Source organism: Actinoplanes sp. NPDC019969 (genome assembly GCF_055562375.1).
The window spans coordinates 62,171-86,759 of the sequence record NZ_JBVHFK010000019.1 but is presented as its reverse complement, the minus strand read 5'-3'; the positions used below and the strand labels follow the sequence as shown (position 1 = coordinate 86,759).

The following is a 24,589-nucleotide window of genomic DNA, read 5'->3' as shown; positions in this document are numbered from 1 at the left end:
GGTCCGGCCGGACCTCCGGAACCCGGGTGGGATGCCGCGCGTCGGATGTCCATGCGAAACCTGATGGCTGCGGCGATCGTCATGCTGGTGTTGCTGGCCGCGTGCGGGCCGGCCGGGCAGGACACGCGCCCGCCCGGCCCGCCGGCCGGGTCGGCGTGTGCGCTGCCGGCCGACGCGGACGCGCCGCTCAGCGAGTGGGCCGCGTGTGCCCGTGTCGCGGTGGCCCTGTCCCGGCCGCCGGCGCGGGGTGAGACGGTCCCGCTGAGCGTGGAGGTGACCGCCGCCGTCGACACGGCCGCCCGGCTCGAGATCGACCTGCCGGGCGGCTTCGTCTGGGTGGGCGCGCCGGCCGGCCTGACCGTGACGGACGTTGCGGGAGCGGACCCGGCCGGCGGGGGCTGCGTGCACCGGGCGGCCGGTCCGGTCACGCTCGGCGCCGGCCGGAGCGTACGGGTCACCGGCACGGTCACCGCGGTGGCCACCGGTTTCGCGACGCTGCGGGCGCGGGCGACCCTGCCCGGTGGCGGCGACGGGGCGGGCAGCGTGTTCGTCACGGTGGGGGAAACGCCGCAGGAGTCCACGTTCGGCTACCGGCCGGGGAGCGGGGACGCCCGTGCCGTACCCCCGCCGGATGGTCCGTCCGCCGGCTGCTGACCCCGTACACATCGGTCTGCATCAGAATGACGGCATGACTGAACCGGACACGATCACGTTGTGGCGCGCTGTCGGACAGCACGAGTTCGACCTGCTGGCGTCGTCGCGGTGGAGCGCCTGGCCGCACCTGCCGGACCGAACGTTCTCCCCCGCTGTCCCGGAACGCCGGCACGCCGAGCGGATCTGCCGGGAACGGATCGTGCCCGCCGAGGGCGTGGGTTACCTGGTCCGGTTCGACGTCGCCCGCCGTTTCCTGGACCGGTTCGACGAGTCCTGCGCCGTGGCGGACCTCAACCCCCACATCGTCGGCGCGATCATCGAGGAGGCCGACTACCGCGGACCGGTCGGCGACGCCGAGTTCGCCGAGGCGGAGAAGGCGCTGGGCCGTCCGCTGCCGCGTGCCTGGCGCGATTACCTGCAGGGCGGTTCCTGGTTCCGGCGGGGCTGGATGACCACTGAGGCGTACGTGTGGCTGAATCCGCCCGGCGAGATGCTGGAGTTGCACGAGGCCTGGGAGGAGGCCACCGGCCTTCATCCCGGGATCGCGATCATCGGCGGTAACGGTTCGCGGGAGCAGTTGGCGCTGGATCTGCGGGAGGATCCCGCCCCGGTGCTGATGGTCGACACCACCAGCACCGGGTGGGACACCGGCATACCGCAGGCCGAGAATGTCAGCGAGCTGATCGACCGTATCGAACGCGGTGTGTTCGAGTTCAGTTTCGGGGACTGAGGAATCCTTCGGCGCGCAGCCAGGCTTCGCGGGCGCGGGCCCACTGGGCGGTGGGCGCCGATGTCGAGGCCGTGGTCGCCGTTGCGGATCCCCGCGAGGGCGGCCGGCAGGTTCGATGGGTGCGGTGTTGGCCCAGCCGGGGCGCGCCGCCACTCCACCCCGCCCGGCCCGGTTCTGTCAGAAGCGTTCTCCTGAGATTTCGCACCGGCGCGCTGTTTGCCCGCGCCGGTTTTCCGCGGCTGACAGCGCCGGTACTCGGTGATACCGTATAGCGGTATCCGGTGCTACCAGGTACCGGCGGGTGGGGAGGACACCATGGACGATCTGACCGAGATGCTCAAAGGCACCCTCGAAGGCTGCGTCCTGCAGATCATCAGCGACGAGCAGACGTACGGGTACGCCATCACCCGCCGCCTCAACGACCTGGGTTTCACCGACGTCATCGACGGCACCGTCTACACGATCCTGCTGCGCCTGGAACGCAACGGCCTGGTCGGCGTGCAGAAACGGCCGTCCGGGGTGGGCCCGCCCCGCAAGTTCTACGCCCTCAACGACGCCGGCCGTGCCGAGCTGGCCACGTTCTGGGCGAAATGGGAGTACGTCTCCGCCCGTATCGACAGGCTCAGGAAGGACGCGCGATGAGTTTCTGGGAGACCGTCACCGGCAGCGATCTGACCCGGCAGTGGCAGGCGTTAGAGACCCGCGCGCACGCCCTGCCGGACGGCCACCGGGCCGCGTGGGAGCAGATCAGCGGCAACCTTCTGGCGTACGGGGATTTCACCGGCCGCAACCTCACCCCGATCGCCGACAGCGCCCTGGTCCTGCTGGAGGAGGCCGCCGCCGAGGGACAGAGTGCCGCGGAGGCCCTCGGCGACGACATTCCCGCCTTCTGCGCGGCGCTGGCCGGCGGTGCGGGCGCCCGGACCTACCGGGACCGCTGGCGTGCCCAGTTGAACAGCACCGTCGCCCGTAGACTCGCCCGGCTGGGAGGCTGACCGTGAGCATCCGCGACATCGTCGACGGCAAGAGGCAGTGGCGCGCGCACGTGGCGCGGGTGAAGGCGCTGCCGCCGGACTACCGGATCGTCTACACCGAGATCCAGAAGTACCTGTTCAAGGTCGGCCCGGTCACCCTCGCCGGCGACCAGCTGCTGCCGGGCCTGGTTGACTTCTTCACCGAGGGCGCCGCGTCCGGCAGGACCGTCACCGAGCTGATCGGCACGGACGTCGCCGCGTTCGCCGACGGTCTGCTCGAACCCTAAACTCGGTGGGGGCCGCGCCGGGGCAGCAGGAGCGGGGTGGTCAGGATCAGCAGGCCGGCGGCCGCGATCGCGGTGCGGGGGCCGGTGACGGTGGCCAGCAGACCCCACAGTGCGGTCAGGGCCGCGATGGTGGCGTTGCTGGTGACCGACCACGCGGACAGCGTACGCACGACGCGGGTCGCCGGTGTCTGGTCGAGCCGGTACGTGGCGAACACCGGGTTGAACACTCCCATGCAGGTGACCAGCCCGAACTGGACGGCGATGACGAGCGTCAGCCCGGTGGCGCCGGGACCGGCGAACGTGAGCCCGAGCGGCCAGCAGGCGCGCAGAGCGCCGGAGACGAGCAGGATCCTGGGTTGCCCGTACCGGGTGGCGAGCGGCAGGGCCAGCCGGGAGCCGATCAGTCCGCCGATGCACGGCAGGCCGAAGGCGAGGCCGTACTGCCAGGGCGCGAACCCGAGCGGGCCGAGCATGAGGACGGCGAGCAACGGCGCGGTCGCCATGATCAGGCCGTTGACCAGGACCGTGTTGAGCAACAGGGGGCGCAGCATCGGGTGGGCCAGGATGTAGCGCCATCCGTCGAGCAGGTCCCCGGCTCGCCGCCGCCGGCCGCCGGTGCGGTGAGGACGTGGTTCCCTTCCTCTGATCGCCCGGAGGCTCAGCGCCGACAGCAGGTAGCTGACCGCATCGACCGCCACGGTCACCACCGGGCCGAACAGCCCGACGGCGGCGTTGCCGAGCGGCGGTCCCACCACGGTGGCGGTCCAGCCGGTGGCTTCGAACCTGCCGTTCGCGGCGAGCAGATCCGCCCGCGGGATCAGGACCTTCAGGTAGGCGCCGCCGGCGGCCTTGAAGGTGATGTCGGACGCCGCGGCGACGATCGCCACGAGGACGAGCTGAGGGAAGGTCAGCCGGCCGAGCACGTACGCGGCGGGGACGCTCGTCAGGGCGGCGAACCGGATCAGGTCCATCGCCATCATCACCTGGCGTTTGCGGCGCAACTCCACCCACGGGCCGAGCGGCACCGCGACGACCGCGCCGATGGCCGGTCCGGCAGCGGCCAGCAGGGACACCTCGATCGGGCCGGCGTGCAGCACCAGGATCGCGATCAGGGGAAACGCGCCGAACCCGAGCCAGGTGCCGAAGGTGCTCACCGTGTACGCCGTCCAGAGCCACCGGAACCGCCGCCCCATCCGCCCTCACCATCTCGATCGCACAACCACCGGTTGACGGCTGAGATCCCATCAGGCGCAGCACCTGCGAAGCAAACAACCGCCACGCCGTATCCGAACAACCAGCGGTTGTGGGGGTAGGGTCTGCCGGCATGGACTTCGACGCCGTACGCACCTTCGTCGCCGTCGCCGGGGCCGGCCAGTTCCAGGAGGCCGCCGCCGAACTGGCGATCACCCAGCAGGCCGTCTCCAAACGCATCGGCGCGCTGGAACGCCACCTCGGGGTACGGCTGTTCACCCGCACCCCGCGCGGCGCCGAACTCACCATCGACGGGCAGGCCCTTCTGCCGCATGCCCGCGAACTGCTCCGCGCCGCCGAACGCGCGGCCGCGGCGGTCCGCCCCGGAAGCCGTCCGCTGCGCGTCGACGTGATCGCCTCACGCCTGGCCACGACCGGCCTGATCCGCGCCTTCCACCAGGCGCACCCCGCGATCGAGCTGGACGTCATGAAGCTGTTCGACGTCGAGACGGCTGTCACCGCCCTGCAGTCGGGGGCGATCGACGCGTCGTTCCGGGCGGTCGCCATGCCCGGCCGGCCGCTTCCCGACGGCATCGACAGCGCCCGGGTGCTCGACGAGCCGCTCCACCTGCTCACCGGCCCGGACCACGCGCTGGCGCCGGCCCGGTCGGTGACCGTCGGCCGGCTCGCGGGGCACCGGATCTGGATGCCCGGTATCGCCCCCGGCACCGAATGGGCCGCCTACTACGACGACCTGGTGGCCGCGTTCGGTCTCACCATCGAGGCGACCGGCCCCAACCTCGGCGCGGACGCGCTGCTGGACACCGTCGCCGACACCCCGGCGCTGGCCACGTTCATCGGTGCGCACACCCGGCTCGTCTGGCCCGACGGCCACGGCCTGCGCCGCATCCCGGTGACGCATCCCACCCCGGTCTATCCGCACTCGCTGCTGTGGCATCGCGACAATCCCCACCCGGCGCTGGCCGTCCTCCGCGACCACCTCGCTGCCACGGCGCCCCGCCACGACCGCCCGGGAACCTGGACGCCGAGCTGGGTGGCCCGGACCTGACGGGCGCGGCGGCGCCGGGCGGACCCCGTACACCCGCAAGGATTTTTCCGGGGTTATCGTGGGCGGTCATGGTGGTCAGTGCCGGCGATGTGGACGTGTTCGAGCAGTCGCGGGGCCGGCTGGAAGCGATCGCCTACCGGCTGCTGGGCTCCGCCGGGGACGCCGAGGACGCCGTGCAGGACACGTTCCTGCGCTGGCAGGCCGCCGACCGGGAGCTGATCGCGTCGCCGGTGGCGTGGCTGACCACGGTGCTGACCAACCTGTGCCGCAACCAGCTGACGTCGGCGCGGTCGCGCCGGGAGACGTACGTGGGACAGTGGCTGCCGGAGCCGGTGCCGGCCGGGGACCGGATGCTGGGCCCGGCCGAGACCGCCGAGCAGCGCGACGCCGTGTCGATGGCGGTGCTGACGGTGATGGAGCGGCTGTCGCCGAACGAGCGGGTGGTGTTCGTGCTGCGGGAGGCGTTCGGGTACCGGCACGCCGAGATCGCCGCGATGCTGGAGCTGTCGGAGGCCAACTGTCAGCAGATCTACCGGCGGGCCCGCGAGCACGTGTCGGCGGCCGGCCGGGCGCGGCAGTTCCCGGATGCGGCGGCGGCCCGGCGGGTGGCCGAGGAGTTCCTGGCGGCGACGCTGAGCGGGCAGGTGGAGCCGCTGGTGCGGCTGCTGGCGGCGGACGCGGTGAACATCGCCGACGGCGGCGGTCACTTCCCGGCCCGCCGCACCCCGATGGTCGGCGCGCTGATGATCGCCCGGTTCCTGCGGAGTCTGGTGCAGCCGGGGGTGGCCGAGCGGTTCCTGCCGCCAAACGCGACGATGGGCATGGCGGCGGCGGTCGTCAACGGCGGACCCGCCATCGTGGTCACCGCCGGCGACCGGATCGCCGGGGTGGTGTGCCTGAGTGTCGCCGGCGACGGCCGGATCGCGGCGCTGCACGTGCAGGCGAACCCGGAGAAGCTGGAACGCCTCAACCAGCAGTGGCCCACGTCATAGCCGTGGCCTGTCAGGGTTCGGGTGGCTGCCCGGTTCAGGAGGTGTCGCACTTCCGCACCCCGATGAGGAGCCACCCATGTCCCACCGCATCGTCGTTCTCGGCGCCGGGTATGCCGGCGCGCACGCCGCCGGCCGCCTGGCCCGCCGGCTGCACCCGTCCGACACGGCCATCACCGTGGTCAGTGCCGAGCCCGATTTCGTTCAGCGGGTGCGGTTGCATCAGGTCGCCGCGGGGCAGGCGGTGGGTCGCCGTGCGCTGCGCGACGTCTTCGCGGCCACGCAGGTCTCGGTACGCACCGAGCACGTCACCGCCGTCGACCCGGACCGCCGCACCGTCACCCTGACCAGCGGCGACATCCCGTACGACACGCTGGTGTACGCGCTCGGCAGCACCACCACGGTGACCGGCGACGCCCATCACGTCGCTTCCGAGCCGGCCGCGCTGCGGCTGCGGGACCGGCTGCGGGCCCTGCCGGCCGGCGGCACGGTACGGATCGTCGGCGGTGGCCTGACCGGAATCGAGGCGGCCACCGAGATCGCCGAGTCCCGCCCCGACCTGGCCGTGTCGATCGCGGTGCGCGGCGAGTACGGCGCCTGGCTCGGCGACCGGGCCCGCGCCCACCTGCACGCGGTCACCGCCCGGCTCGGCATCACCGTCGTCGCCCCGGACACCGCCGCGCCGGCCGACGTGACGGTGTGGGCGACCGGTTTCGGGGTCCACCCGATCGCCGCCGCCAGCACCCTGACCGTCGCCGGCGGAGGCCGGATCGTGGTGGACGCGACGATGCGGTCGGTGTCGCATCCGGACGTGTACGCCGTCGGGGACGCGGCCATCGCCGACGGCCCCGGCGGGAAGCCGCTGCGGATGTCGTGCGCGACCGGCATCCCGATGGCGTGGCAGGCCGCCGACGCGATCACCGCCCGGCTGACCGGCGGCGCCCTGCCGAAGAACACGATCCGCTACTTCACGCAGTGCGTCAGCCTGGGCCGCCGTGACGGCATCATCCAGTTCGTCACCGCCGGCGACGAGGCCCTGCCGGCCGCGGTGACCGGCCGGACCGCGGCCCGGATGAAGGAGATGGTGTGCGCGGGCGCGGCGTGGAGCATCGGCCACCCGACGATGCTGCTGCCCGCGGTCCGCCGCAAGGTCGCCGCTGCCGGCACGAGCGGGGCCCTGCCAGAATTCCGGGCATGACGATCAAGGACGCTTGCGGGGTACGCCGCCGCAGCAGCACCGCCGCCGTGCTGGCCGCCCTGGTCGCCGCCGTCGCCGGCCTGTCCGGTGCGACCGCGGCGGCCGGGGCCGGCTGATCGTTCGTGCCACCGGCGCCGGCCGGCGGGCAGGCCGGCAAGCGAGCCCGGCCTGCGGTCGCGGCGGTGGATGCGCCATGATGTCCGGCCATGACGCGAACAGACGACACCGGCCCGGCCGGTGGCGGGTTGGACCCGGACCTGCGTGCGCTCATCGAGGACCTGCGCGCCGACCTGGAGGCGGACCAGCCGGCCAGCCTGGTGTGGGCGCGGATCGCCGACGGTGCCGCGGCCGCGGAGATACCGCCCGTAATTCCGGAGCCGGTCCGGGACCTGCTGCTGGTCGCCGACGGCATCGACGCGGGCGACTTCTGGGTAGCCGGCACCGGGGACGTCGACCACCGGCAGGCCATGCTCGCCGGCATGCCCGCCTTCACCGAGGTGGCGGACGAGCCCGGCCGGTGGTTCCATCTCGGCACGCTGAACCAGGAGCCGCTGCTGCTGCGGCGCGACACCGGCGCGGTCTGGTGGTTCCCCGCGACCAGCACCGACCCGTACTACGTCCGTGAGGAATTCCAGGAGGCGATGCCGAACCTGGAGTACTTCCTCGCCTACTACGTTTTCGGGCCGGGGTACGCCGACGCCGGATCCGATCATGATCGGTGGTGGGAGTTCCTCGGCGGGCACGGTCTGACGACGTGACGGCCTGCCGCACGGCTCAGGCACGGCGGGGCCGCTTCCGGATCGCGCCGCATCTCGACGCCGGCGGCATCGTCGCGTTCGAGGTACGTGCCGATGGTGAGATCCCCCGGATCCGGCTCACGCCCACGGGACCGTGACCGCACAGCCCGGCACCGGGGAACGGGACCGCGGGGGCGGCGGTGACGCGCCCCTGCGGTGACCGGTCAGAGGGTGCGGTAGTAGGTGGCGGTGGGCAGGGCCGTGCAGCCGAGCGCCTCGTACAGGCCACGGGCGGGGGCGTGGAAGTCGTCGCCGCCGGTGCCGATGGTGACGACGTCGGCGCCGGCGGCGCGCATGGCGGTGAACGCGTGCTCGCACAGGGCGGCGCCGGCGCCGTGGCGGCGGTGGGCGGCGCGGACGGCGAGGATCGTCACGTCGGCGGTACGGCGGGCCGTGTCGACCGTCCACGCGACGTATCCGGCGATGTCGCCGCCGGGGCCGTCGACCGCGACGGCGACGTGCCGGTGCTGGCCGGGGGCGTGCAGCCCGGCGACCATGGTGACGTAGTCGTCGCGCCAGCTGCCGTGCTGGTTGGTGAAGACGGTGTCGCCGACGAGCGGACGGAACGACTCCTCGTAGAACGAGCCGAACGTGTCGATGGTCAGGGCGGTGAGCGCGGGAAGATCGTGGGTGGTGAACGGGCGGATACGCATGACGGTGTGCCTTTCGAGCTGAGTTCTGAGATCCGGCGATGCGGGTGTCAGACGGTCAGCTCGCGACCGGGGCGCGGCGGCGAGCCGACCCTCAGCGGCGGGTCCGCCACGCGGCGAAGTGACTCATGGCCGAAATCCTACGGGCGGCCCGCAACCGGTTTCCGTGACGAGGAGGCCGGCAGGTGCCGCAACACGATCGCGAACCCCAGCACACCGGGCAGCACGAGCAGCAGCAGTGCCGGCGGCAGCGCGTCCGCGGCGTCGTCCACGGCGACGGTCACTTCGCCGGCCAGCCCCAGAATCACCGCCAGCGCCGCCGCCACCCCGGCGACCCTGAACGGCGCGGCGCCCCGGTAACGGGGCAGGGGCGGCGGAAACGCCAACCGGCCCGACAGATACACCGCCTGCATGCCGGTACACAGCAACGACAGCTCGGGCACCTGCCGCCATCCGTATGCCGAGGCCCGCAGCAGCCCGAAGCCGGCGAGCCAGACCAGCCCGACACCCAGCGTCATGAGCAGCAGGGCGCCGTAGGCGTGGCTTCTGCCGTGCCGGGCGGCGGCCGTGCCGGCGATGCCGTTGGCGACGATCAGCACCAGCCCCAGGGTTTGCACTGCGATCACCGCGGCATGATAGTTGTCAGCCCATGGCGCGGCAGATCGGGCTGTGGTCGGCCTGGGCCGGGCCGGGCAGATAGGAAGCGCCGCGCGGTGTCCGGAATCGGAGGCATCCACCGGTGGCGGCGGCGTCGTGAATGATGCCGCGCACCTTCTCGTCGTCGAATTCCAGGGCTTTGCACGCCATCGCGCCGATGCGGCCGAACCGTAGACAGAACGCCTTCTGCGAGGAGGATTCGCCGGCGCCGCGCAGATGGCCGTCGAGGGCGGCGGTGGCCGCCGGTGAATAGTGGACGGTGCACGTCCAGCCGCCGCAGACGCGGGTGGTGAACGGGTCGGCGGCGTACGGGGGCGTGCCCGACGTGGTGACGGACACGACCGTGATCGCGGTGACGACGGCCCGGTGCAGAATGCGCATGGTCTCCCCTGCCGGTTCGTTTCGCTGGACCGCACCGACTATCCGCGTCGTTTCCCGCCGGGCAGAAGAGCGGCCACACGTCCGGATTACCACGGTGGAGAGGAAAAGGGCCGAACGCCCGTACCGAAACTCCGCATCGGGATTTCGGGCCGGGCGTTCGGCGTACCCCGCAAGGTTTTTATGCCACCGCGGTGGCTTCCAATTCGACCAGCTGACCGGGAATGGCCAGGCGGGTCACGCCGAGCATGGTGGTGGCCGGCGCCACCCCGGCCCCCGCGAGCCGCCCGGCGAGGATGCCGTAGTGACCGAACAGGGCGTCCACGTCGGTGGTGTAGACGGTGAGCCGCACGACGTGGGCCAGGGTCATGCCGGCGCCGGCGAGGACCGCTTCGACGTTGTCCAGGGCCAGGGCCAGCTGGGCGGCGAGGTCCCCGTCGTGGTCGGGTTTGCCGTCGGCGGTCATCGCGGTCTGCCCGGACACGTACAGGGTGCGGGTGTGCCCGGTGACCAGCTCGCCCTGATTGAAGCCGAGTACGGCCGACCACGGCCACGGGTTGACTGCCGTTCGTTGCGCTGTTGCCACGGTGCTCCCTCTCGAAAAGGTGATGCGGCCAGCCTCACGGCAATACACGACATCTCCTGTCATGTTTTCCGGTTAAAGTCGCCCGTATGCGCGCCGACCGGCTGGTGTCCCTGGTGCTGCTGCTGCGCCAGCGGGGCCGGATGACCGCCGACGCCCTCGCCGCCGAGCTGGAGGTGTCGACACGGACGGTGCTACGTGACATCGAGGCGCTGTCCGCGGCCGGGGTGCCGGTGTGGGCCGAACGCGGCCGCCACGGCGGATTCGCGTTGCTGCCGGGGTTCCGCACCGAACTGACCGGCCTCAACCACGACGAGGCCCTCGCCCTGCTGGCCACCGGCGGCGGCCTGGGCCTCGGGGCGGCACTCGCGTCGGCACGCCGCAAGGTCGCCGACGCGCTGCCGGAAAGCCACCGCGCCACCGCCCGGCGGGTCCTCGTGGACCCGGAGACCGACCTGCTGTCGCGGCGCGCCGCCGCCGAGGAGGTGCCGGAGCCGGTGATGGCGCAGGTACGGCAGGCGGTACTGGCCGGGCGCAGGCTGCGGCTGCGCTACGCGCCCACCGGCCGGGACCCGCAGTGGCGCACCGTCGACCCGATCGGCCTGGTCACCGTCCGCGGCCGCGCCTACCTGCTGGCCCTGCGCGACGGCGCCGACCGCACCTACCGCCTGTCGCGGGTGCACGCCGCCGAACAACTACCCGAGCCCGCACAACGCCCCGGCGACGTCGACCTGGACCAGGCATGGCGCGACCGCAGCGCCCGGTTCCTCGCCGACGGCCACCTCACCGTCCTGGTCCGGGTCGCCCCGGACCGCCGCGACGACCTGCTCGACATGGCCGTGGCCGTACGCACCGACACCGGCGACCACATCGAGGTGACCTTTCAGGATCTGTGGCACGCCGAGTGGGCGCTGTGGCAGCTCGGCCTGGCCGCCGAAGCCCTCACCCCACCGGAGTTACGGGCCCGGCTGCGGGAACGCGCAGCGAAGGTGGCAGCCCGCTACCGGTAACTGACACCTTCTTCCGACATCAGGGGTACGGGCCACGCCCGCCCGAAGCCCCGGAAAAGGCGCCGGCGCGCGGCCCGTACCCCAGCGACGGTCTCGCACCCCGCTGAGCAGCACGAACGTCCCGATCCGGGACAACCGGCCCGGCCGCGCCACCACCCCGGTGAACCCGGCATCGGTCAGGAACCGCGGCGACAGATCCCCGGAACGGGTGTGGCCGGTGACATCGGCGATGTGCAACCGCTCACCCGGCCGCACCGCCGCGCCCCGGCCCGTCACGCCCGCGAAGGATCCGTCACCAGCAGCGGATCGTCGTCGATATCCGCGTCACCGTTCGCCTCCGCCGCCGTCACCCCCACCAACTGCAGGAACCGGTCGCCCAACTGCGGGTCGGCGGCCAGGATCAACACGGTCAGGCCGGTGTCACCGCCGTCGGAATGCGGGAACCCGGTGATCGGGCCACGCAGATCCATCCACTGACCCTCTTCGAGGCGCTCCGGCAGGCTGTTGGCATAGTTCGCAACCCGGTTCAACAGCACGAACGGCCACTGCGGCGGCTGCGCCTCCACGCCCCGGCGCAACCGGAACGTCAACTCCACACCCCAGCGCGGGCCCAAACCGTACGACACGTAATGCCAATGCCCGTCCGCCGGATACACCGACCCCGCCCGCAGATCCGGGCTCTCCGCCGGAAACGACACATGCCAGGGCTGCGACTGCGGGTAGAGCCGGCCCAGCGCCTCGGTGACAGCGTCCCACATCATCCCGGCATTCGATCATGCCCGTGGGAGTCGGCAGCCGGGTGCCACCCACGACGCCGGCCCCGCGCCATCACCACCGCCACCACACCGGCCAACACCGCCACCACACCACCCCCGGCAGCGAACCACCCCGCCCGCTCCCACTCCGGAGCCGGCGCCGCCGCCACCACCGGACCCGACGACACCGGCACCAGACCCGCCACCACCGGACCCGAATCCTCCGTCAGCGCCCGGTACGGGTTCAGCAGGCCCCGCCCGTACCCCGCACTCCTCGCACCACCCGGCGCCGGATCCGCCGTCCGCAACATCCGCTCGGTGATCTGCGCCGCCCCCTCCCGCGGGAACCGCTGCTTCAGCAACGCCGCCGTCGCCGACACGAACGGCGTCGCGAAACTCGTCCCCTGCAACACCGTGTGACCCGCCCCCGGCGCCAGCACCGTCACCCCCGCCCCGTACGCCGAGATGTCCACATGCCGCCCCGGCTGCGAGAAATTCGCCAGCTTGCCGTCCGGGCCCACCGCCGCCACCCCGATCACCCCGGGAAAGTCCGCCGGATACGTCACCCCCGCCTTCGGCCCGTCGTTACCGGCCGCCGCCACCACGATCACCCCGGCCTCCACCGCCTCCGAGATCGCCGCCTTGACCCGCGGATCCTCACCCACCATCACCAGCGAGATGTTGATCACGTCAGCCTTGCCGGTCCGCACCGCCCACCGGATCCCATCCGCGAACGCCCGCACACTCGTCTGCGAATCCTGCTCCGACACCTCGTCCATGTCGGAGTTCTCACTCACCCGCACCGGCAGGATCGTCACCCCCGGCGCCAGACCCTGCACCTCCGTACCCGCCATCGGCGCCCCCGCAATGATCCCCGCCACCGCCGTACCGTGCCCGATACAGTCCGTACGCCCGTTCGCCGTCTTGCGCAACGGATCCTCACCCGGCTCCACCCGGCCCCTCAACTGCGGATTCCGGCCATCGACCCCCGAGTCGACCACCGCCACCCGCACCCCGGCGCCCGTCGCCAGACCCGCCAGCCGCGCCGGCCCGTACACCCGCAACTCCACCGGCTGCGCCGCCACCACCGGCTGCGGACCCGCACACCGCGGCGCCGCCACCACCGGTTGCCGAACAGGCACCACCACACCAGCCAGAAGACCCGCCAGAACCGCCGCACCCCACCGCACGAACCCACCCCCGCACCACAAAGACCGGCGTGGATGGTACCCGGTGCCCGGTTGTGCCCCGCCCACCACGGCCGATAGGTTGAGCACAGCCAAACTCTGCGGCGCGCGAGGGAAACCGGTGCAACTCCGGTGCGGTCGCGCCACTGTGAACCACCCGGCCACGGGTGGTGAGTCAGGACGCTCACGCGCCGCAGGCCCCAACGACCGGGACGCGTCATCCCGCAGGAGGTTAGACACCCCCATGCCCAAGGCACACACCACTCTCGCCGCCCCCGCCATCTCGGCGAAACTCCTCGCCACCGCGGCCGGCTTCACCGCCATCATGCTGCTCCTCGCCTACCTCGTCGCCTTCGACCAGGGCGCCATCAGCCAGAGCGGCATGTACCTGCACGAGCTCATGCACGACGGCCGCCACCTGCTCGGTGTCCCGTGCCACTGACCCACGGCACCCCCCGCTACATCCAGCTCCTGCTCCGCGGCCTGCTCGCCGGCCTCATCGCCGGCGTGCTCGCCGGCGCCTTCGCCTACTTCGCCGGCGAACCACACGTCAACGCGGCCATCGCCATCGAAGAAGCCGCCACCCCCGCCACCCCCGGCGAGGACCCCCTGGTCGAACGCGACATCCAGTCCACCATCGGACTCCTGCTCGCCACCAGCCTCTACGGCGCCGCCCTCGGCGGCATCCTCGCCACCGCCTACACCGTCCTCCGGCGCCGCCTGCGCACCGGCAGCGACACCAACGCCGCCCTCGGCCTCGCCGCCGCAGCCCTGATCGGCATCGTCCTGGTGCCCTACCTCAAATACCCACCCAACCCGCCGGCCGTCGGCAACCCCGACACCATCGACCAGCGCACCGCCGCCTACCTCGCAGTCCTGGTCCTCGGCCTCGTCGCCGTCTGGGCCGGCGTCCTCGCCGCCCGCACCCAAACCCACCAATGGCGACGCGCCACCGCCGGAACCGCCGGCTTCCTCGTCGTCGTCACCATCGCCTACACCCTCCTGCCCACCTTCCACGAAGTACCCGACGACTTCCCCGCCACCCTGCTGTGGAACTTCCGGATCTCGTCACTCGGCACCCAAGCAGTCCTCTGGACCGCCCTCGGCCTCACCTTCGCCGCCCTGCTCAACCAGCTCGCAGCGAAAACCGGCCAACCGGAGCCCGCCGTCACCACCCCGTGACCAGCCTCCACCTCATCGCCGCCGGACACACCCCCGCACTACGCCGAGCCGTGTTCGGCGGCGACCCCGACCTCGACGAGGGCGGCCTCTCCGCCGCCCTCGCCCGGCGTCACCCCCTCCGCGGCACCTGCGTCACCGCACCCAGCCGCGCGGCCCGGCAGACCGCCGCCGCCCTCTTCACCCTCCCGGCCGGCCCCGCCGCTTTCTCTCCTGGCCCCGGCCCCGGCGGTTCCCCTCCCGGCCCCGGCTCTGTCGCCACCGAGCATCCGGCCGGCCACGCCGCCAGCCACCCGGCCGCCGTCTCCGCCAGCGACCCGGCCGCCGTCTCCGCCAGCGACCCGGCCGTCGTCGAAGAACCCGCGCTCGCCGACCCCGACTACGGCACCTGGACCGGCCGCACCCTCGACCAGATCGACCCCGCCGACCTGCACACCTGGCTCACCGACCCCGCCGCCGACCCCCACGGCGGCGAATCCCTCGCCGACGTAGCCGCCCGCACCAGCACCTGGCTCCACCAGCAGACCGGCCGCACCCTCACCGCCATCGCCCACCCCATGATCATCCGAAGCCTCCTCACCGCCGCCCTGGACCTGCCCGCCACCCACATCCGCCGCCTCGACGTAGCACCCCTCGCCACCATCCGCCTCACCCACCACACCCACTGGCACCTCCACCTCCGCCCCACCTGACCAGCCGCGCCCGCTGCCCTCCCGATCCCCGCGGCACCTGGGCTGGTCGCCCTGAAAACCCCGGCTGGTTGTGGTGGCTGTCTTGAGCGGCCGGAGACAGCCACCACAACCAGCCGGGGGTGACCGTGAGGGCATGCATGAGCCGCACCCGGCGACGATCCGAAGGCAACGCCTACCGCAGCACGGGAAGCCACGGGACGCCGCTGGCCCGTACCAAAAAGTCCTCCGACCACCGTCACCGCGCAAGCCGGACGCGCCAGCCGTCGCCCAGACACCTCTCCGACACCGCCGAACCAGGCTGAACGACGGCAGGCACAATGATCAGCACCAGCTCACCACCGGAGCGCCGATGACCCTGCGGATCGACATCGACGACCTCACCGGAACCGCGATCGCCGCCCTGCTCCAGGAACACGTCGACGACATGCGCGCCATCAGCCCACCCGAGAGCAAACACGCCCTCGACCTCGACGGCCTGCGCCGGCCCGGCATCACACTCTGGACCGTCTACGACAGCGGGCACCTGGTCGGCTGCGGCGCCCTCAAGGAACTCGACCCCACCACCGCCGAAATCAAATCCATGCGCACCGCCACCACCGCCCGCGGCCGCGGCATCGCCTCAGCCCTGCTCACCCACCTGATCACCGAGGCCCGCCGGCGCGGCTACACCCGCCTCTACCTGGAAACCGGCACCCACGACTACTTCCGGCCCGCCCGTGCCCTCTACGAGCGGTTCGGTTTCCAGGTCTGCGCACCGTTCGCCGACTACCGGCCCGACCCGCACAGCACCCACTTCACTCGAGCCCTCTGACCTCCGGCACCGGGACGAGCAGCCACCGCGCGAAGCAGCCCTCCACGTCATCGAACCGCGTGAACCAGCGGACCCTTCAATCGGTACGCCGTCACCCCACCCGTACCGATCAACAGCCCCGCACCGGCATCCGGCGTCGGCCACCCGTGCTCCACCGGCGTCGACCCCGTCCCCGTCCGCCGCCGACGTGCAGACCGCGAGCTCACCACTCTCGACGGCGATCACCGGACCCTCCTGGTCGCCGTCGTCCGGACAGTCGAGTGCCGCCAGTCACCGAGCCCGGCACTGTCGATGGCCAGGAACTGCTCACCGTTGGTCCACAGCCGTCCAACATGAATCGACCCATCCCGCATGCAGCGAGTATTCCGGCGGACCCGAATTCCTGTCCGTTGGGTCGGCGAAGCCGTCCTTAGTGTTTTTAGGTGCGGCGTGCCGCACTACTCCTAAGGCGTCCTAGGATTCTAGTCTGAAGGCGGTCCGTACGGCCCAGATCAAGCGGAGGGTGCTCGGCTGCGACCCGGTGGAGGAGACGGGATTCGCGTGTTTGCCGATCACCCGCCTACTGCCGCCCTGAGGTGAGGACGGGCACCCGGCAGCCCGAGGATCGCCTGTGGCCGGTCGGCCCACGTTCGTCCGGCCGCCAACGACGTTTCCACGGAATCGATCATTGTTCTCGCGCTGGCAACCACAGTCAGGCCAGAGGCATTCGAGCAGGCGACTCACGACCGAACCTGCTCGTTGTCGAGTTGTCTCGGCACCGGCGGGCTGCCGTACCTACCCACTGCCCATCGACCCCGGTTCCCTTTCAGGCTGGACGAAGTCGATAGATGGTCGCGTTGGCACCGCAGTCTGCCGCTTTGCTTGTCGGCGAAGCCGTCCTTTCCGACGCGGCGTGCCGCACTGCCTCTAGGGCGTCCTAGGACACTAGTGGGAACGAAGTCACCTCATGGGATCGACGGGCGAGGCGGTGACGAGGCCGGTCTCGTAGGCGATGACGACCAGCTGGGCACGGTCGCGAGCGTTGAGTTTGGCCAGCAGCCTGCCGATGTGGGACTTGACGGTGGGAAGGCTGAGCGTCAGGTGCTCGACGATGTCGGTGTTGGACAGGCCCCGGGCGATCAGGACGAGGATCTCGCGTTCGCGGTCGGTGACTCCTTCCAGCCGGCGGTGGAACGTCTGGGCGGGACGGGGCTGCGTCCCGAACGCGGCGATGAGCCGCCGGGTGACGCTCGGGGCGAGCAGGGCCTCCCCCGCGGCGACCACCCGGATGGCGGTGACGAGATCGGCCGCGGTGGTGTCCTTGAGCAGGAATCCGCTGGCACCCGCCCGCAACGCCCCATACACGTATTCGTCCAGGTCGAACGTGGTGAGAACCAGCACCCGGATGTCGCCGCCCGTCCGGCAGATCTCCTCGGTGGCTTCGATGCCGGTCATGTCGGGCATGCTGATGTCCATCAGCACCACATCGGGCCGGTGGTCGAGCGCCAGCCGGACGGCGTCCCGGCCGGTGCCGGCCTCCCCGACCACGGTGAACCCCGGTGTGCTGTCGAGCAGGACCCGGAAACTGTCCCGCAGCAGCGTCTGATCGTCGGCGATGAGCACCCGGATCGGATCGGTCACGGCTGTCCGCCCCGGGGCTCCGCACGGTACGGAATGTGCGCCGTCACCGCGAACCCGCCACCGGCCTGTGGCCCGGCCAGCAGCGTGCCACCGTAGGCGGAGACCCGCTCCCCCATGCCGCGCAGCCCGTGCCCCCCGACATCCGTGGCCACCTGCCCGGCGCCGTTGTCGGCGACCCGGACCGTCACGGATTCCGTCCCGGCCTCGACGCTGACGGTGCAGCTGGCGGCCCGCGCGTGCCGGACCACATTGGTCAGCGCCTCCTGCACGATCCGGAACACCACGAGCCGGACCCCGGGTGGTGGCTGCGCCGAACCGGTGAGCGTCATGGCCACCGGGACGCCGGCCTGCTCGGTGCGGTCGGCCAGCGCCCGCAGGTCCTCGTCGCCGCCCGGCGGGACGGCCGGCTCCTGGTCGGCGCGGAGCAGGCCGACCGTGCGGCGCATCTCGACGAGCGCTTCGCGGCTGGCCGTCTCGATGACCTCGAGGGCGTTCTGGCTCTCCTCCGGGCGGACCCCGGCGACGTGCCGGGCGACGCTGGCCTTCATCGCGATCATGCTGAGGCTGTGTGCCACGGTGTCGTGCATGTCGCGGGCGATCCGCAGCCGCTCCTCGGTGACGGCGCGGGCCGTCCGTTCCCGGAAGACCTCCTCGGCGAGGTCGCGTCGATGCCGCACGAGCCGCCCGCCCAGCCACGGAACCGCCACGGCCGCGAGGGCCACCGGCCCGAACACGGCGGCGCCGGCGAGCCCGGCGACGAGTTCCGGCACGGCACGTGACGCCGGAAGCTGGGCCGCCACGGGGAACTGGGTCAGCGCCACGGCGGCGACCAGACCGGGAGCGGCGAACGGCGGGATGACCCCGGTGGCCAGCACCACCGCGGACGCGGCGAGGGTGAGCACCGCGGACGGCAGCGGCCAGCGGCGGCGAACCGCGACCGGCGCGGCAACCGCACCGAGCAGCAGCGTCTGCCACCAGCCCGTCCGCCCGGCCTCCAGCGCCGCATAACCGCACAACGCCAGCACGGCGACGGCCGCTGCCGCATCGACGGTCATCCCTCGTGTTCTGGTCATGCGGCCAGGCTATCGAGCGGTGCCGCCGTCGCCATCGGACCCAGGTCTTACATACCGTGGTATCAGCGGGCGGGCCGAATCTCCGACCGTGGTCCGATGCGGCAGGCGCCGCGGCACCGGCACAGTTGCCGCCATGACCACGACGACGAACAACCCGCCGGCCACCATCGCCCCGACCTTCACCTTCCCCGGCCCATGGCTGGCCGGGGTGTCGCTCGTCGCCGGGCCACTGCTGTTGCTGTCCGGCACGATCCTGCGGCTGGGCGTCCCGTTCTTCTTCCCCGACCAGCTCACCGCCTATCAGCAGAACCCCACCCTCATCGGTACGGCATACGCCCTCTTCCTCGCCGGCATCCTCGCCCTGTGGCCGGGCGTGGTCGCGGTCGCCGCACGGGTCGGCGCCACCCACCCGCGCTGGGCCGTGTGGGGCGGCAGCCTGGTGGTGTTCGGCCTGTTCGCCCGCGCCTTCCACTACGGCGTCAACACGTTCGCCCTCACCCTGTCCGGCAGTCACGGCCCCGACCTCGCCACCGAGGCCGTCGGCGCCTACTACCGACATCCCGAGTGGGCCGCCGCCAGCCTCAGCCTCGCGGTCACGCTCGGCTGGCTCGTCCTCGCCGCCGGCTGCTATCTGTCGCGCACCCTGCGCCTGCTGCCCGCGCTGGCCCTGGCGCTGATGTCCGCCCTGATGATCGGCGTCCTCAAGGGAAGCACCTGGGCCTCGGCCGTGCAGGTCGCCGGTCTGGCCGTGGCGTTCGTCCCGCTCGGGGTCACGTTCCTGCGCGAGGCCGCCCGGCCGTCATGGCGCACCGTCGCGCTGGTCGTCGTGTTCCTCGCCGCCTCGGTCGTCCTCGGGCAGCTCGGATGACAGGACGGCGGGACCGGCGGGCCGCCCGGCAGGCCGCCGGTCCCGGGGTCTCATGCGCCGTCGAGGACCGGGATCAGCACCTGCTCCTCATAGTCGAGATGCTTCGCCAGGTCACCGGTGAGGGCGTCGACCTCACGGATCAGGGCTTCGCGGCTCAGGCCGGGGTCGGCGAGCGCGGCCCGCAGGCGTTCCAGGAGCGCGGCGACCGTCTCGTGCTCGGCGCGCAGACGGGCGATGGCCGGGGCGAGGCCCGGGTCGGCGTGTTCCAGGGCGGGGAACATGCCTTGGTCCTCGCGGACGTGGTGACCGTGCAGGCCGGAGCACAGGCTCAGGCAGTTGATCCGCAACTGGGCGCCGAGCGCCGGACCGGACGCGGCGACCTCGGCCCGGATCAGCGCCAGTTCCCGGCGGAACGCATCGTGGACGACCCGCAGCATGTCGCCCGGCGAGGTCCCGTTGAACCGGGGCGGCCCGGGGATCGGGGTGAGCGCCACGATCGGCAGGGTCCGGCCGGAGCGGCGCTGGTAACCGTCCCAGCCGTCGGAGGTCTCGTTGGCGCGGGCCCAGGCGTCGTCGCGTTCCGCGCCGGTCAGCACGGTGGCCGTCGCCTCGTAGAAGAAGGCGCCGTCCTCGACGGTGACGACCGGATGGGCGAGGAGGTTGTGGAACCAGGCGGGGTGGCGGGGCGCGCCGCCGGCGGAGGCGATGACCAGCACCCGGTCGTCGCGGTCGCGCAGATAGCCGAGCGGCACGGTGTGCGGCCGGCCGGACCGGGCGCCGGTGGTGGTGAGCAGGATCAGGCGGGCGCCGTCGAACATCCCGGAGACGCGGCCCTGGTTGGCACGGAACTCCTCGATGACGGGCGTGTTGAAGTCGGCAGACATGGATCACTTTCGGTCGTGTGGGCAGAGCATCCGGACAAGGGGATGAGGACACACGAACGAGAGGTGGGCCACGGGCAGCAGGCGACCGGGGCGGTCGCCCGGCGGTCACGCGCTAGCCGGGTGCCCCACTCGGTAATGGCACGAGGCCGACCCGGCAGTCACGGGCGCCACCCTACCCCACACGTCGTCCGGGTGTCCGCCCGTCAACCGGTGTGGGTATCGTCTGCCGCCGGGGTGAGATCACTACGGAGGTCACTCGTGCCACGACACACCAGCCGGATCCTGGCCGGCGCGCTGATGGTGCTCGCCACCGGCGCCTGCATCCCCGGCCAGAAGGCGGACCCGGCGCCCACCCCGGCCGCGACGGCCACCGACACCGGGCCGGGAGCGGCCACCGGCAGCCCGCTGATCAGCGAGGCCGAGGTGGACACGCTGGTTCGTGAGTTCACCGCGTGGAACAACCGGACCAACCTGGCGGTGAACGCGGGCGCGGTCGGCGAGTTCGAGAGCGAGGCGGCCCGCGAGATGGATGAGGCGGCGCTGAACTCGCGGCCCGCCGGCGACATCCCCAAGCCGTTCACCTACCAGCGGGTCGGCTCGCAGGTCCCCGGCAAGACCAGTGGCGCCGACTGGTTCGTGGTGGAGACCATGACGTCGCTGAGCAGCACCAACTTCCCGTTGATCATGGTGCGGGACGGATCCCGGTGGAAGCTGGCGCACTACGGCGAGGTCAACGCCGCGCTGCCGGAGACGCGCAAGGACCTGACCGGCAACGTGGAGATCGTCGACGCGGCAGACAGCGGTGGCACGCTGGTGGCCGCTCCGGAGAAGGTCGCCGCCGCCCACGCGAAGACGATCGCGTTCGAGGCGCCCGCCGACCCGCTGTTCGGCGGCGACACCACCACCAAGCAGGTGCTCAACCCGATCTCCTACCTGTACACGACCCTGTTCCAGTCCACCAAGCAGCCGATCGCGGCGACCCGCCTGACCTACCGCACCGAGGTCGCGCCGTACCCCGTCCGGTCGCTGCGCACGGCCGAGGGCGGCGCGGTGATCGCGTACACCACCGTCACCGAGATCGTCGGCACCTATCCGGGCCTGATGCCCTACGTGAAACCGCAATACCGCAAGATCACCAAAGGCGCGGTACGGGGGAGGAACACCATCCACGTGATCGCCCAGTGGTGGGCGCAGGTCCCGCCGAAGGGCAGCAACTTCCCGGTCGCGATCCTCGGCGGAACCACCGGCATCACCCGGTTCAGCTGAGGCCAGGCGAAAGGAAGCCGAGGCCGGGCGAGGGCTAAAACCGGGCGAGGCTAAGCCCGGGCGGGCGCGCCGCGGGAGACCTCCCGGCGGAACCGCTGCCGCAAGCTGCTCAGCCAGCCCGTGGCGGTCAGCCACAGCACCCGCAGCAGGCCACCGCCGGTCAGCACCGTCTCCCCGGCGATCGCGGCGGCCCGGTCCATCACCGTGCACGCCCGCGCGTAGTCCTCCTCGTCGTCCTGCAGCTCCCACAGCCGCTCGGCGCGCTCCCAGGCCAGCGCCCGGGTGGTGTAGACCAGGATGCTCTGGCTCCAGTCGTCGAGATCGCCGACGCACCGGTCGATCTGCATCTGCCAGGCGGTGGCGAACCGGCGGCGCAGCGGCGGGATCTTCTTGTAGAAGATCTTGTTCACAACCAGGTAGTCGGGGTGCTGCGGCCCGTCACCGGGATACCCGAGGCGTTTCCACGTCGCGATCAGCGCCAGCGACAGGTCGTGGTTGATGTGCGCGTTGACGCCCAGGATCGACGCTTCCAGTGCGGTGACGTCACCGTCGTGGGCGCGGCGGAACAGCACCTCCCACGCGTCCGGGGTGTCCGTGTCGGCGCCACCCCAGGCGGCCAGGGCGGTGAAGTACAGCCGGGCGAACTCGACATCGAGGACCTCCAGCCATTTCGGGTCGGTCACCGACGGGCTGCGCAGATGCGCCTCGACCTGCTCGGTGATCGTCAGGTACAGCGCGTTGAACGCCGCGACCCGGTTGTTGCCCGGCGTCGGTGGCAACGAGTCGAGGATCGTCTGCAGCAGCCTGAGCCGCGCGACGACGCCGGCGATGTCCTCCGGCGGGTTCTCCAGCACCGCTTCCATCTCCCGCTGCGCGGGCGCCCACCCCCGCGTCACCTCGACGGGCGGCTGGATCTGACGCCGGCAGTCACGCATCTGCTGCGCGCTCTGTGTGGCCCGCCCCCGGTCGAACTCCACCACGATGGTCCCCTCCCCCATAGGCCGAAGGTCCCATCCTGGAACGTGAGTCCAGTTCGGTCCGTCGGGGATCATGCCACCCGGCAGTCGGATCAGCGACTCATTTCGGCCGAGGCGGCGACCACCTCCAGGTTCGGGGCGCGGCCGGTGAACATCGCAGCCCTGCCACGACGGCCCGACGACACCGCGACCAGCATGCGCGGAGCCGGCCAGAAGTACTTCGCCGCGCCGGTCGCCATGCTGGAGGCGGCGAGATTCATCGGCCGGCCGTCGGGCGGCAGCGCACCCCGCCGGTGATCTCGTTGGCCGTCGCATGTGCCGGTAGCTCAGCCACGTCCCGCACGGTGCCGGACCGCGACCACGTTCACGGCCACCACGACCAGGATCCCGAGCCACTCGTGCAGGGCGAGCACCTGTCCGAGAAGGATCAGCCCGGCGAGGGCCGCGAAGACCGGGTGCACGCTCATCACCACGCCGAAGTACCGGGCCGGCACCCGCCGCAGCGCCACCAGATCGGCCGCGTACGGGATCACCGACGCGAGAATCCCCGCCGCCACCGCGTACAGCAGCGCTGGCCCGGTCATCCGCCCCTGCACGATCAGCAGCACCACGACCGGCAGCGTCAGCAGCGCCGCGACGCTGGTCGCCGCCGCAGGGGCCTGCAGACCCGGCAGGCGCTGCCCGAGCAACCGGTTGAGCAGGATGTACGACGCCCAGCAGCACGCCGCCAGCACCCCGCACCCGATACCCACCCAGTCGCTGCTGCCCGACGGCAGGACCAGCACGTACACCCCCGCACCCGCGCCGGCCGCGCAGAGCAGGTCGCGACGGCTGCGCGAACCGGCGAGCGCCACCGCGAGCGGGCCGAGGAACTCGAGGGTCACCGCCAGGCCCAGCCCGATCCGGTCGATCGCGGTGTACAGGCCCAGGTTCATGGTCACGAACACGATCCCGAGCAGGATCGTCGGCCACCACTGCGCCCACGTGAACCGGCGCGGATCCGGCCGGGCGACCGGCAGCAGCACCGCCGCCGCGACGAGTTGCCGTACCGCCACCACCCCGGACGGCCCGATCAGGTCGAACGCGTGCGCCCCGACCGCCGCGCCCGTCTGGTTGCTGGCCGCGGCGCCCATCATGATCGCGAGCCCGCCGACCGGCGCCGTCCTGGTCGTCACCACTGTCATGGGCAGCAGTCTGGTCCGCGACGGGCCGCGCGGAGAAATACGCCGCCCGCCCCATCTATACGCTGAGCGCATGGATCCGCAGCTGCGTCACCTCCGCGCGCTGGCCGCCGTGGTCGACGCCGGCACGTTCACCGACGCCGCCACCGAACTCGGCGTCTCGCAGGCGGCGGTGTCGCGGTCCGTCGCGGCGCTGGAGAGCGCGCTCGGCGTACGCCTGCTGCAACGCACCACCCGTCACGTCGCGCTGACCGCAACCGGACGCCAGGTCCTGGCCGGCGCCCGCCGCATCCTCGACGAGGTCACCCACCTGCAACGGCTCGCCGAACGCCAGCGCAGCGAACTGCGCGTCGGCTACGCCTGGGCCGCCCTCGGCAGGCACACCCGCCGCCTGCAACGCGCGTGGGCCGCCGATCATCCCGGCACTCCCCTGGTCTTCGTGCACATCAACACGCCCAGCGCCGGCCTGAGCGACGGCACCGCCGACGTCGCCGTGATCCGCCGCGCCGTCGACGACCCCCGCTTCGACGCGGCGCTGATCGGCACCGAGGCCCGCTGCGCCGCCGTCGCCACCGACAACCCGCTCGCCCGGCGCCGCAGCCTGCACCTGCGCGATCTCACCCGCTACCCGGTCGCCATCGACGCCCGCACCGGCACCACCACCCTCGACCTGTGGCAGCCCGGCCCGCCGCCGGAGACGATCCGCTCCACCCACGGCGTCGATGAGTGGCTGACGCTGATCGCCGCGAACCAGGCCGTCGGCATCACCTCCGAGGCCACCGCCAACCAGAACCCCCGCCCCGGCGTCGCCTACCGCACGCTGCGCGAGGCGCCCCGCATCGACGTCTGGCTCGCCTGGTGGCGCGATGATCCCCCGGTGCGGTTGGACGATCTGGTGCGGCTCGGTCAAAAGGCCTACCACCCCTGAT

Annotated in this window: 30 protein-coding genes and 1 riboswitch; of the genes, 17 read left to right on the top strand and 13 right to left on the bottom strand. The window is 72.2% G+C overall.

Annotation, left to right across the window (positions count from 1 at the left end):
* Window positions 1-45: 45 nt before the first annotated feature.
* The 5 genes from ACZ3II_RS39670 (at window position 46) to ACZ3II_RS39650 (ending at window position 2,645) form a co-directional block, all read left to right on the top strand.
* Window positions 46-654, top strand: coding sequence for a hypothetical protein (locus ACZ3II_RS39670; RefSeq protein ID WP_465525291.1), 609 nt, complete (start codon window positions 46-48; stop codon window positions 652-654).
* 34 nt (window positions 655-688) lie between these two features.
* Window positions 689-1,384, top strand: coding sequence for an SMI1/KNR4 family protein (locus ACZ3II_RS39665; RefSeq protein WP_465525289.1), 696 nt, complete (start codon window positions 689-691; stop codon window positions 1,382-1,384).
* A 315-nt stretch (window positions 1,385-1,699) separates the two neighbouring features.
* The gene (locus ACZ3II_RS39660) at window positions 1,700-2,026 is read left to right on the top strand and encodes a PadR family transcriptional regulator (RefSeq protein ID WP_465525287.1); all 327 of its coding nucleotides are present in this window, start codon (window positions 1,700-1,702) and stop codon (window positions 2,024-2,026) included.
* Window positions 2,023-2,379 (top strand): DUF1048 domain-containing protein, encoded by a 357-nt coding sequence (locus tag ACZ3II_RS39655; protein WP_465525285.1) that lies wholly within the window; start codon window positions 2,023-2,025, stop codon window positions 2,377-2,379. The genes ACZ3II_RS39660 and ACZ3II_RS39655 overlap by 4 nt, the downstream gene beginning before the upstream one ends.
* Window positions 2,380-2,381: 2 nt before the next feature.
* Window positions 2,382-2,645: a DUF1048 domain-containing protein gene (locus ACZ3II_RS39650; RefSeq protein ID WP_465525283.1), complete on the top strand. Its 264-nt coding sequence runs from the start codon at window positions 2,382-2,384 to the stop codon at window positions 2,643-2,645.
* Here ACZ3II_RS39650 and ACZ3II_RS39645 read toward each other — a convergent pair.
* Window positions 2,642-3,838 (bottom strand): MFS transporter, encoded by a 1,197-nt coding sequence (locus ACZ3II_RS39645; RefSeq protein ID WP_465525281.1) that lies wholly within the window; start codon window positions 3,836-3,838, stop codon window positions 2,642-2,644. The two genes, ACZ3II_RS39650 and ACZ3II_RS39645, sit on opposite strands and share 4 nt — an antisense overlap.
* Before the next feature lie 131 nt (window positions 3,839-3,969).
* Here ACZ3II_RS39645 and ACZ3II_RS39640 point away from each other — a divergent pair, with 131 nt between their 5' ends.
* The 4 genes from ACZ3II_RS39640 (at window position 3,970) to ACZ3II_RS39625 (ending at window position 7,850) form a co-directional block, all read left to right on the top strand.
* Entirely contained in the window at window positions 3,970-4,905 is a 936-nt protein-coding gene (locus tag ACZ3II_RS39640) for a LysR family transcriptional regulator (protein ID WP_465525279.1), read from the top strand.
* A gap of 68 nt (window positions 4,906-4,973) precedes the next feature.
* Window positions 4,974-5,897: an RNA polymerase sigma factor SigJ gene (gene sigJ / locus ACZ3II_RS39635; protein ID WP_465525277.1), complete on the top strand. Its 924-nt coding sequence runs from the start codon at window positions 4,974-4,976 to the stop codon at window positions 5,895-5,897.
* 76 nt (window positions 5,898-5,973) lie between these two features.
* Window positions 5,974-7,092 carry an NAD(P)/FAD-dependent oxidoreductase gene (locus tag ACZ3II_RS39630; protein ID WP_465525275.1) on the top strand — a complete coding sequence of 373 codons (1,119 nt, stop codon included), beginning with the start codon at window positions 5,974-5,976 and terminating at the stop codon, window positions 7,090-7,092.
* A gap of 206 nt (window positions 7,093-7,298) precedes the next feature.
* On the top strand, window positions 7,299-7,850 hold the full coding sequence (locus tag ACZ3II_RS39625; protein WP_465525273.1) for an SUKH-4 family immunity protein: 552 nt from the start codon (window positions 7,299-7,301) through the stop codon (window positions 7,848-7,850).
* Window positions 7,851-8,053: 203 nt separating this feature from the next.
* Here the strand turns inward: ACZ3II_RS39625 and ACZ3II_RS39620 are convergent, their stop codons facing one another.
* The 4 genes from ACZ3II_RS39620 to ACZ3II_RS39605 all read right to left on the bottom strand — a co-directional run bounded on the left by ACZ3II_RS39620 (window position 8,054) and on the right by ACZ3II_RS39605 (window position 10,160).
* A complete protein-coding gene (locus ACZ3II_RS39620; RefSeq protein WP_465525271.1) occupies window positions 8,054-8,542 on the bottom strand; it encodes a GNAT family N-acetyltransferase in 489 nt (162 codons plus the stop codon).
* 137 nt (window positions 8,543-8,679) lie between these two features.
* Entirely contained in the window at window positions 8,680-9,165 is a 486-nt protein-coding gene (locus ACZ3II_RS39615; RefSeq protein ID WP_465525269.1) for a hypothetical protein, read from the bottom strand.
* 16 nt (window positions 9,166-9,181) lie between these two features.
* Window positions 9,182-9,577, bottom strand: a complete 396-nt coding sequence (locus ACZ3II_RS39610; RefSeq protein WP_465525267.1) for a hypothetical protein — start codon at window positions 9,575-9,577, stop codon at window positions 9,182-9,184.
* Between the two features lie 178 nt (window positions 9,578-9,755).
* The gene (locus ACZ3II_RS39605) at window positions 9,756-10,160 is read right to left on the bottom strand and encodes a RidA family protein (RefSeq protein ID WP_465525265.1); all 405 of its coding nucleotides are present in this window, start codon (window positions 10,158-10,160) and stop codon (window positions 9,756-9,758) included.
* A gap of 86 nt (window positions 10,161-10,246) precedes the next feature.
* On the opposite strand from ACZ3II_RS39605, the gene ACZ3II_RS39600 reads away from it, so the two are divergent.
* Window positions 10,247-11,167 carry a helix-turn-helix transcriptional regulator gene (locus ACZ3II_RS39600; RefSeq protein WP_465525263.1) on the top strand — a complete coding sequence of 307 codons (921 nt, stop codon included), beginning with the start codon at window positions 10,247-10,249 and terminating at the stop codon, window positions 11,165-11,167.
* A 272-nt stretch (window positions 11,168-11,439) separates the two neighbouring features.
* Here ACZ3II_RS39600 and ACZ3II_RS39595 read toward each other — a convergent pair whose 3' ends face one another.
* Both ACZ3II_RS39595 and mycP read right to left on the bottom strand, forming a co-directional pair.
* Window positions 11,440-11,928 carry a suppressor of fused domain protein gene (locus ACZ3II_RS39595; protein WP_465525261.1) on the bottom strand — a complete coding sequence of 163 codons (489 nt, stop codon included), beginning with the start codon at window positions 11,926-11,928 and terminating at the stop codon, window positions 11,440-11,442.
* A complete protein-coding gene (mycP, locus tag ACZ3II_RS39590) occupies window positions 11,925-13,064 on the bottom strand; it encodes a type VII secretion-associated serine protease mycosin (RefSeq protein ID WP_465525259.1) in 1,140 nt (379 codons plus the stop codon). The genes ACZ3II_RS39595 and mycP overlap by 4 nt, the downstream gene beginning before the upstream one ends.
* A 144-nt stretch (window positions 13,065-13,208) precedes the next feature.
* A riboswitch (adenosylcobalamin (AdoCbl) riboswitch) is annotated at window positions 13,209-13,306 on the top strand.
* A 47-nt stretch (window positions 13,307-13,353) separates the two neighbouring features.
* Between mycP and ACZ3II_RS39585 the strand changes: the two genes are divergently transcribed.
* The 4 genes from ACZ3II_RS39585 to ACZ3II_RS39570 all read left to right on the top strand — a co-directional run bounded on the left by ACZ3II_RS39585 (window position 13,354) and on the right by ACZ3II_RS39570 (window position 15,791).
* Entirely contained in the window at window positions 13,354-13,551 is a 198-nt protein-coding gene (locus ACZ3II_RS39585; RefSeq protein ID WP_465525257.1) for a CbtB domain-containing protein, read from the top strand.
* Window positions 13,542-14,291 carry a CbtA family protein gene (locus ACZ3II_RS39580; protein WP_465525255.1) on the top strand — a complete coding sequence of 250 codons (750 nt, stop codon included), beginning with the start codon at window positions 13,542-13,544 and terminating at the stop codon, window positions 14,289-14,291. The genes ACZ3II_RS39585 and ACZ3II_RS39580 overlap by 10 nt, the downstream gene beginning before the upstream one ends.
* Window positions 14,288-14,980 carry a histidine phosphatase family protein gene (locus ACZ3II_RS39575; protein ID WP_465525253.1) on the top strand — a complete coding sequence of 231 codons (693 nt, stop codon included), beginning with the start codon at window positions 14,288-14,290 and terminating at the stop codon, window positions 14,978-14,980. The genes ACZ3II_RS39580 and ACZ3II_RS39575 overlap by 4 nt, the downstream gene beginning before the upstream one ends.
* Window positions 14,981-15,329: 349 nt before the next feature.
* The gene (locus ACZ3II_RS39570) at window positions 15,330-15,791 is read left to right on the top strand and encodes a GNAT family N-acetyltransferase (protein WP_465525251.1); all 462 of its coding nucleotides are present in this window, start codon (window positions 15,330-15,332) and stop codon (window positions 15,789-15,791) included.
* A gap of 939 nt (window positions 15,792-16,730) precedes the next feature.
* On the opposite strand, the gene ACZ3II_RS39565 is transcribed toward ACZ3II_RS39570, so the two are convergent.
* Window positions 16,731-17,411, bottom strand: coding sequence for a response regulator (locus tag ACZ3II_RS39565; RefSeq protein ID WP_465525249.1), 681 nt, complete (start codon window positions 17,409-17,411; stop codon window positions 16,731-16,733).
* Complete coding sequence (locus ACZ3II_RS39560) at window positions 17,408-18,484, bottom strand: sensor histidine kinase (protein ID WP_465525247.1); 1,077 nt, start codon at window positions 18,482-18,484, stop codon at window positions 17,408-17,410. Before ACZ3II_RS39560 ends, ACZ3II_RS39565 begins: the two co-directional genes overlap by 4 nt.
* A gap of 133 nt (window positions 18,485-18,617) precedes the next feature.
* Here ACZ3II_RS39560 and ACZ3II_RS39555 point away from each other — a divergent pair, with 133 nt between their 5' ends.
* Window positions 18,618-19,352: a hypothetical protein gene (locus ACZ3II_RS39555; protein WP_465525245.1), complete on the top strand. Its 735-nt coding sequence runs from the start codon at window positions 18,618-18,620 to the stop codon at window positions 19,350-19,352.
* A gap of 50 nt (window positions 19,353-19,402) precedes the next feature.
* Here the strand turns inward: ACZ3II_RS39555 and ACZ3II_RS39550 are convergent, their stop codons facing one another.
* Window positions 19,403-20,236 (bottom strand): nitroreductase/quinone reductase family protein, encoded by an 834-nt coding sequence (locus ACZ3II_RS39550; protein ID WP_465525243.1) that lies wholly within the window; start codon window positions 20,234-20,236, stop codon window positions 19,403-19,405.
* 258 nt (window positions 20,237-20,494) lie between these two features.
* Here ACZ3II_RS39550 and ACZ3II_RS39545 point away from each other — a divergent pair, with 258 nt between their 5' ends.
* Complete coding sequence (locus tag ACZ3II_RS39545; RefSeq protein ID WP_465525241.1) at window positions 20,495-21,502, top strand: DUF8094 domain-containing protein; 1,008 nt, start codon at window positions 20,495-20,497, stop codon at window positions 21,500-21,502.
* Between the two features lie 50 nt (window positions 21,503-21,552).
* On the opposite strand, the gene ACZ3II_RS39540 is transcribed toward ACZ3II_RS39545, so the two are convergent.
* The 3 genes from ACZ3II_RS39540 to ACZ3II_RS39530 form a co-directional block, all read right to left on the bottom strand.
* Complete coding sequence (locus ACZ3II_RS39540; RefSeq protein ID WP_465525239.1) at window positions 21,553-22,500, bottom strand: DUF5995 family protein; 948 nt, start codon at window positions 22,498-22,500, stop codon at window positions 21,553-21,555.
* Window positions 22,501-22,571: 71 nt separating this feature from the next.
* Complete coding sequence (locus tag ACZ3II_RS39535) at window positions 22,572-22,739, bottom strand: hypothetical protein (RefSeq protein ID WP_465525237.1); 168 nt, start codon at window positions 22,737-22,739, stop codon at window positions 22,572-22,574.
* A gap of 66 nt (window positions 22,740-22,805) precedes the next feature.
* Window positions 22,806-23,663 carry an EamA family transporter gene (locus tag ACZ3II_RS39530; protein WP_465525235.1) on the bottom strand — a complete coding sequence of 286 codons (858 nt, stop codon included), beginning with the start codon at window positions 23,661-23,663 and terminating at the stop codon, window positions 22,806-22,808.
* A gap of 70 nt (window positions 23,664-23,733) precedes the next feature.
* Between ACZ3II_RS39530 and ACZ3II_RS39525 the strand changes: the two genes are divergently transcribed.
* Window positions 23,734-24,588: a LysR family transcriptional regulator gene (locus tag ACZ3II_RS39525; protein WP_465525233.1), complete on the top strand. Its 855-nt coding sequence runs from the start codon at window positions 23,734-23,736 to the stop codon at window positions 24,586-24,588.
* Window position 24,589: the final 1 nt, after the last annotated feature.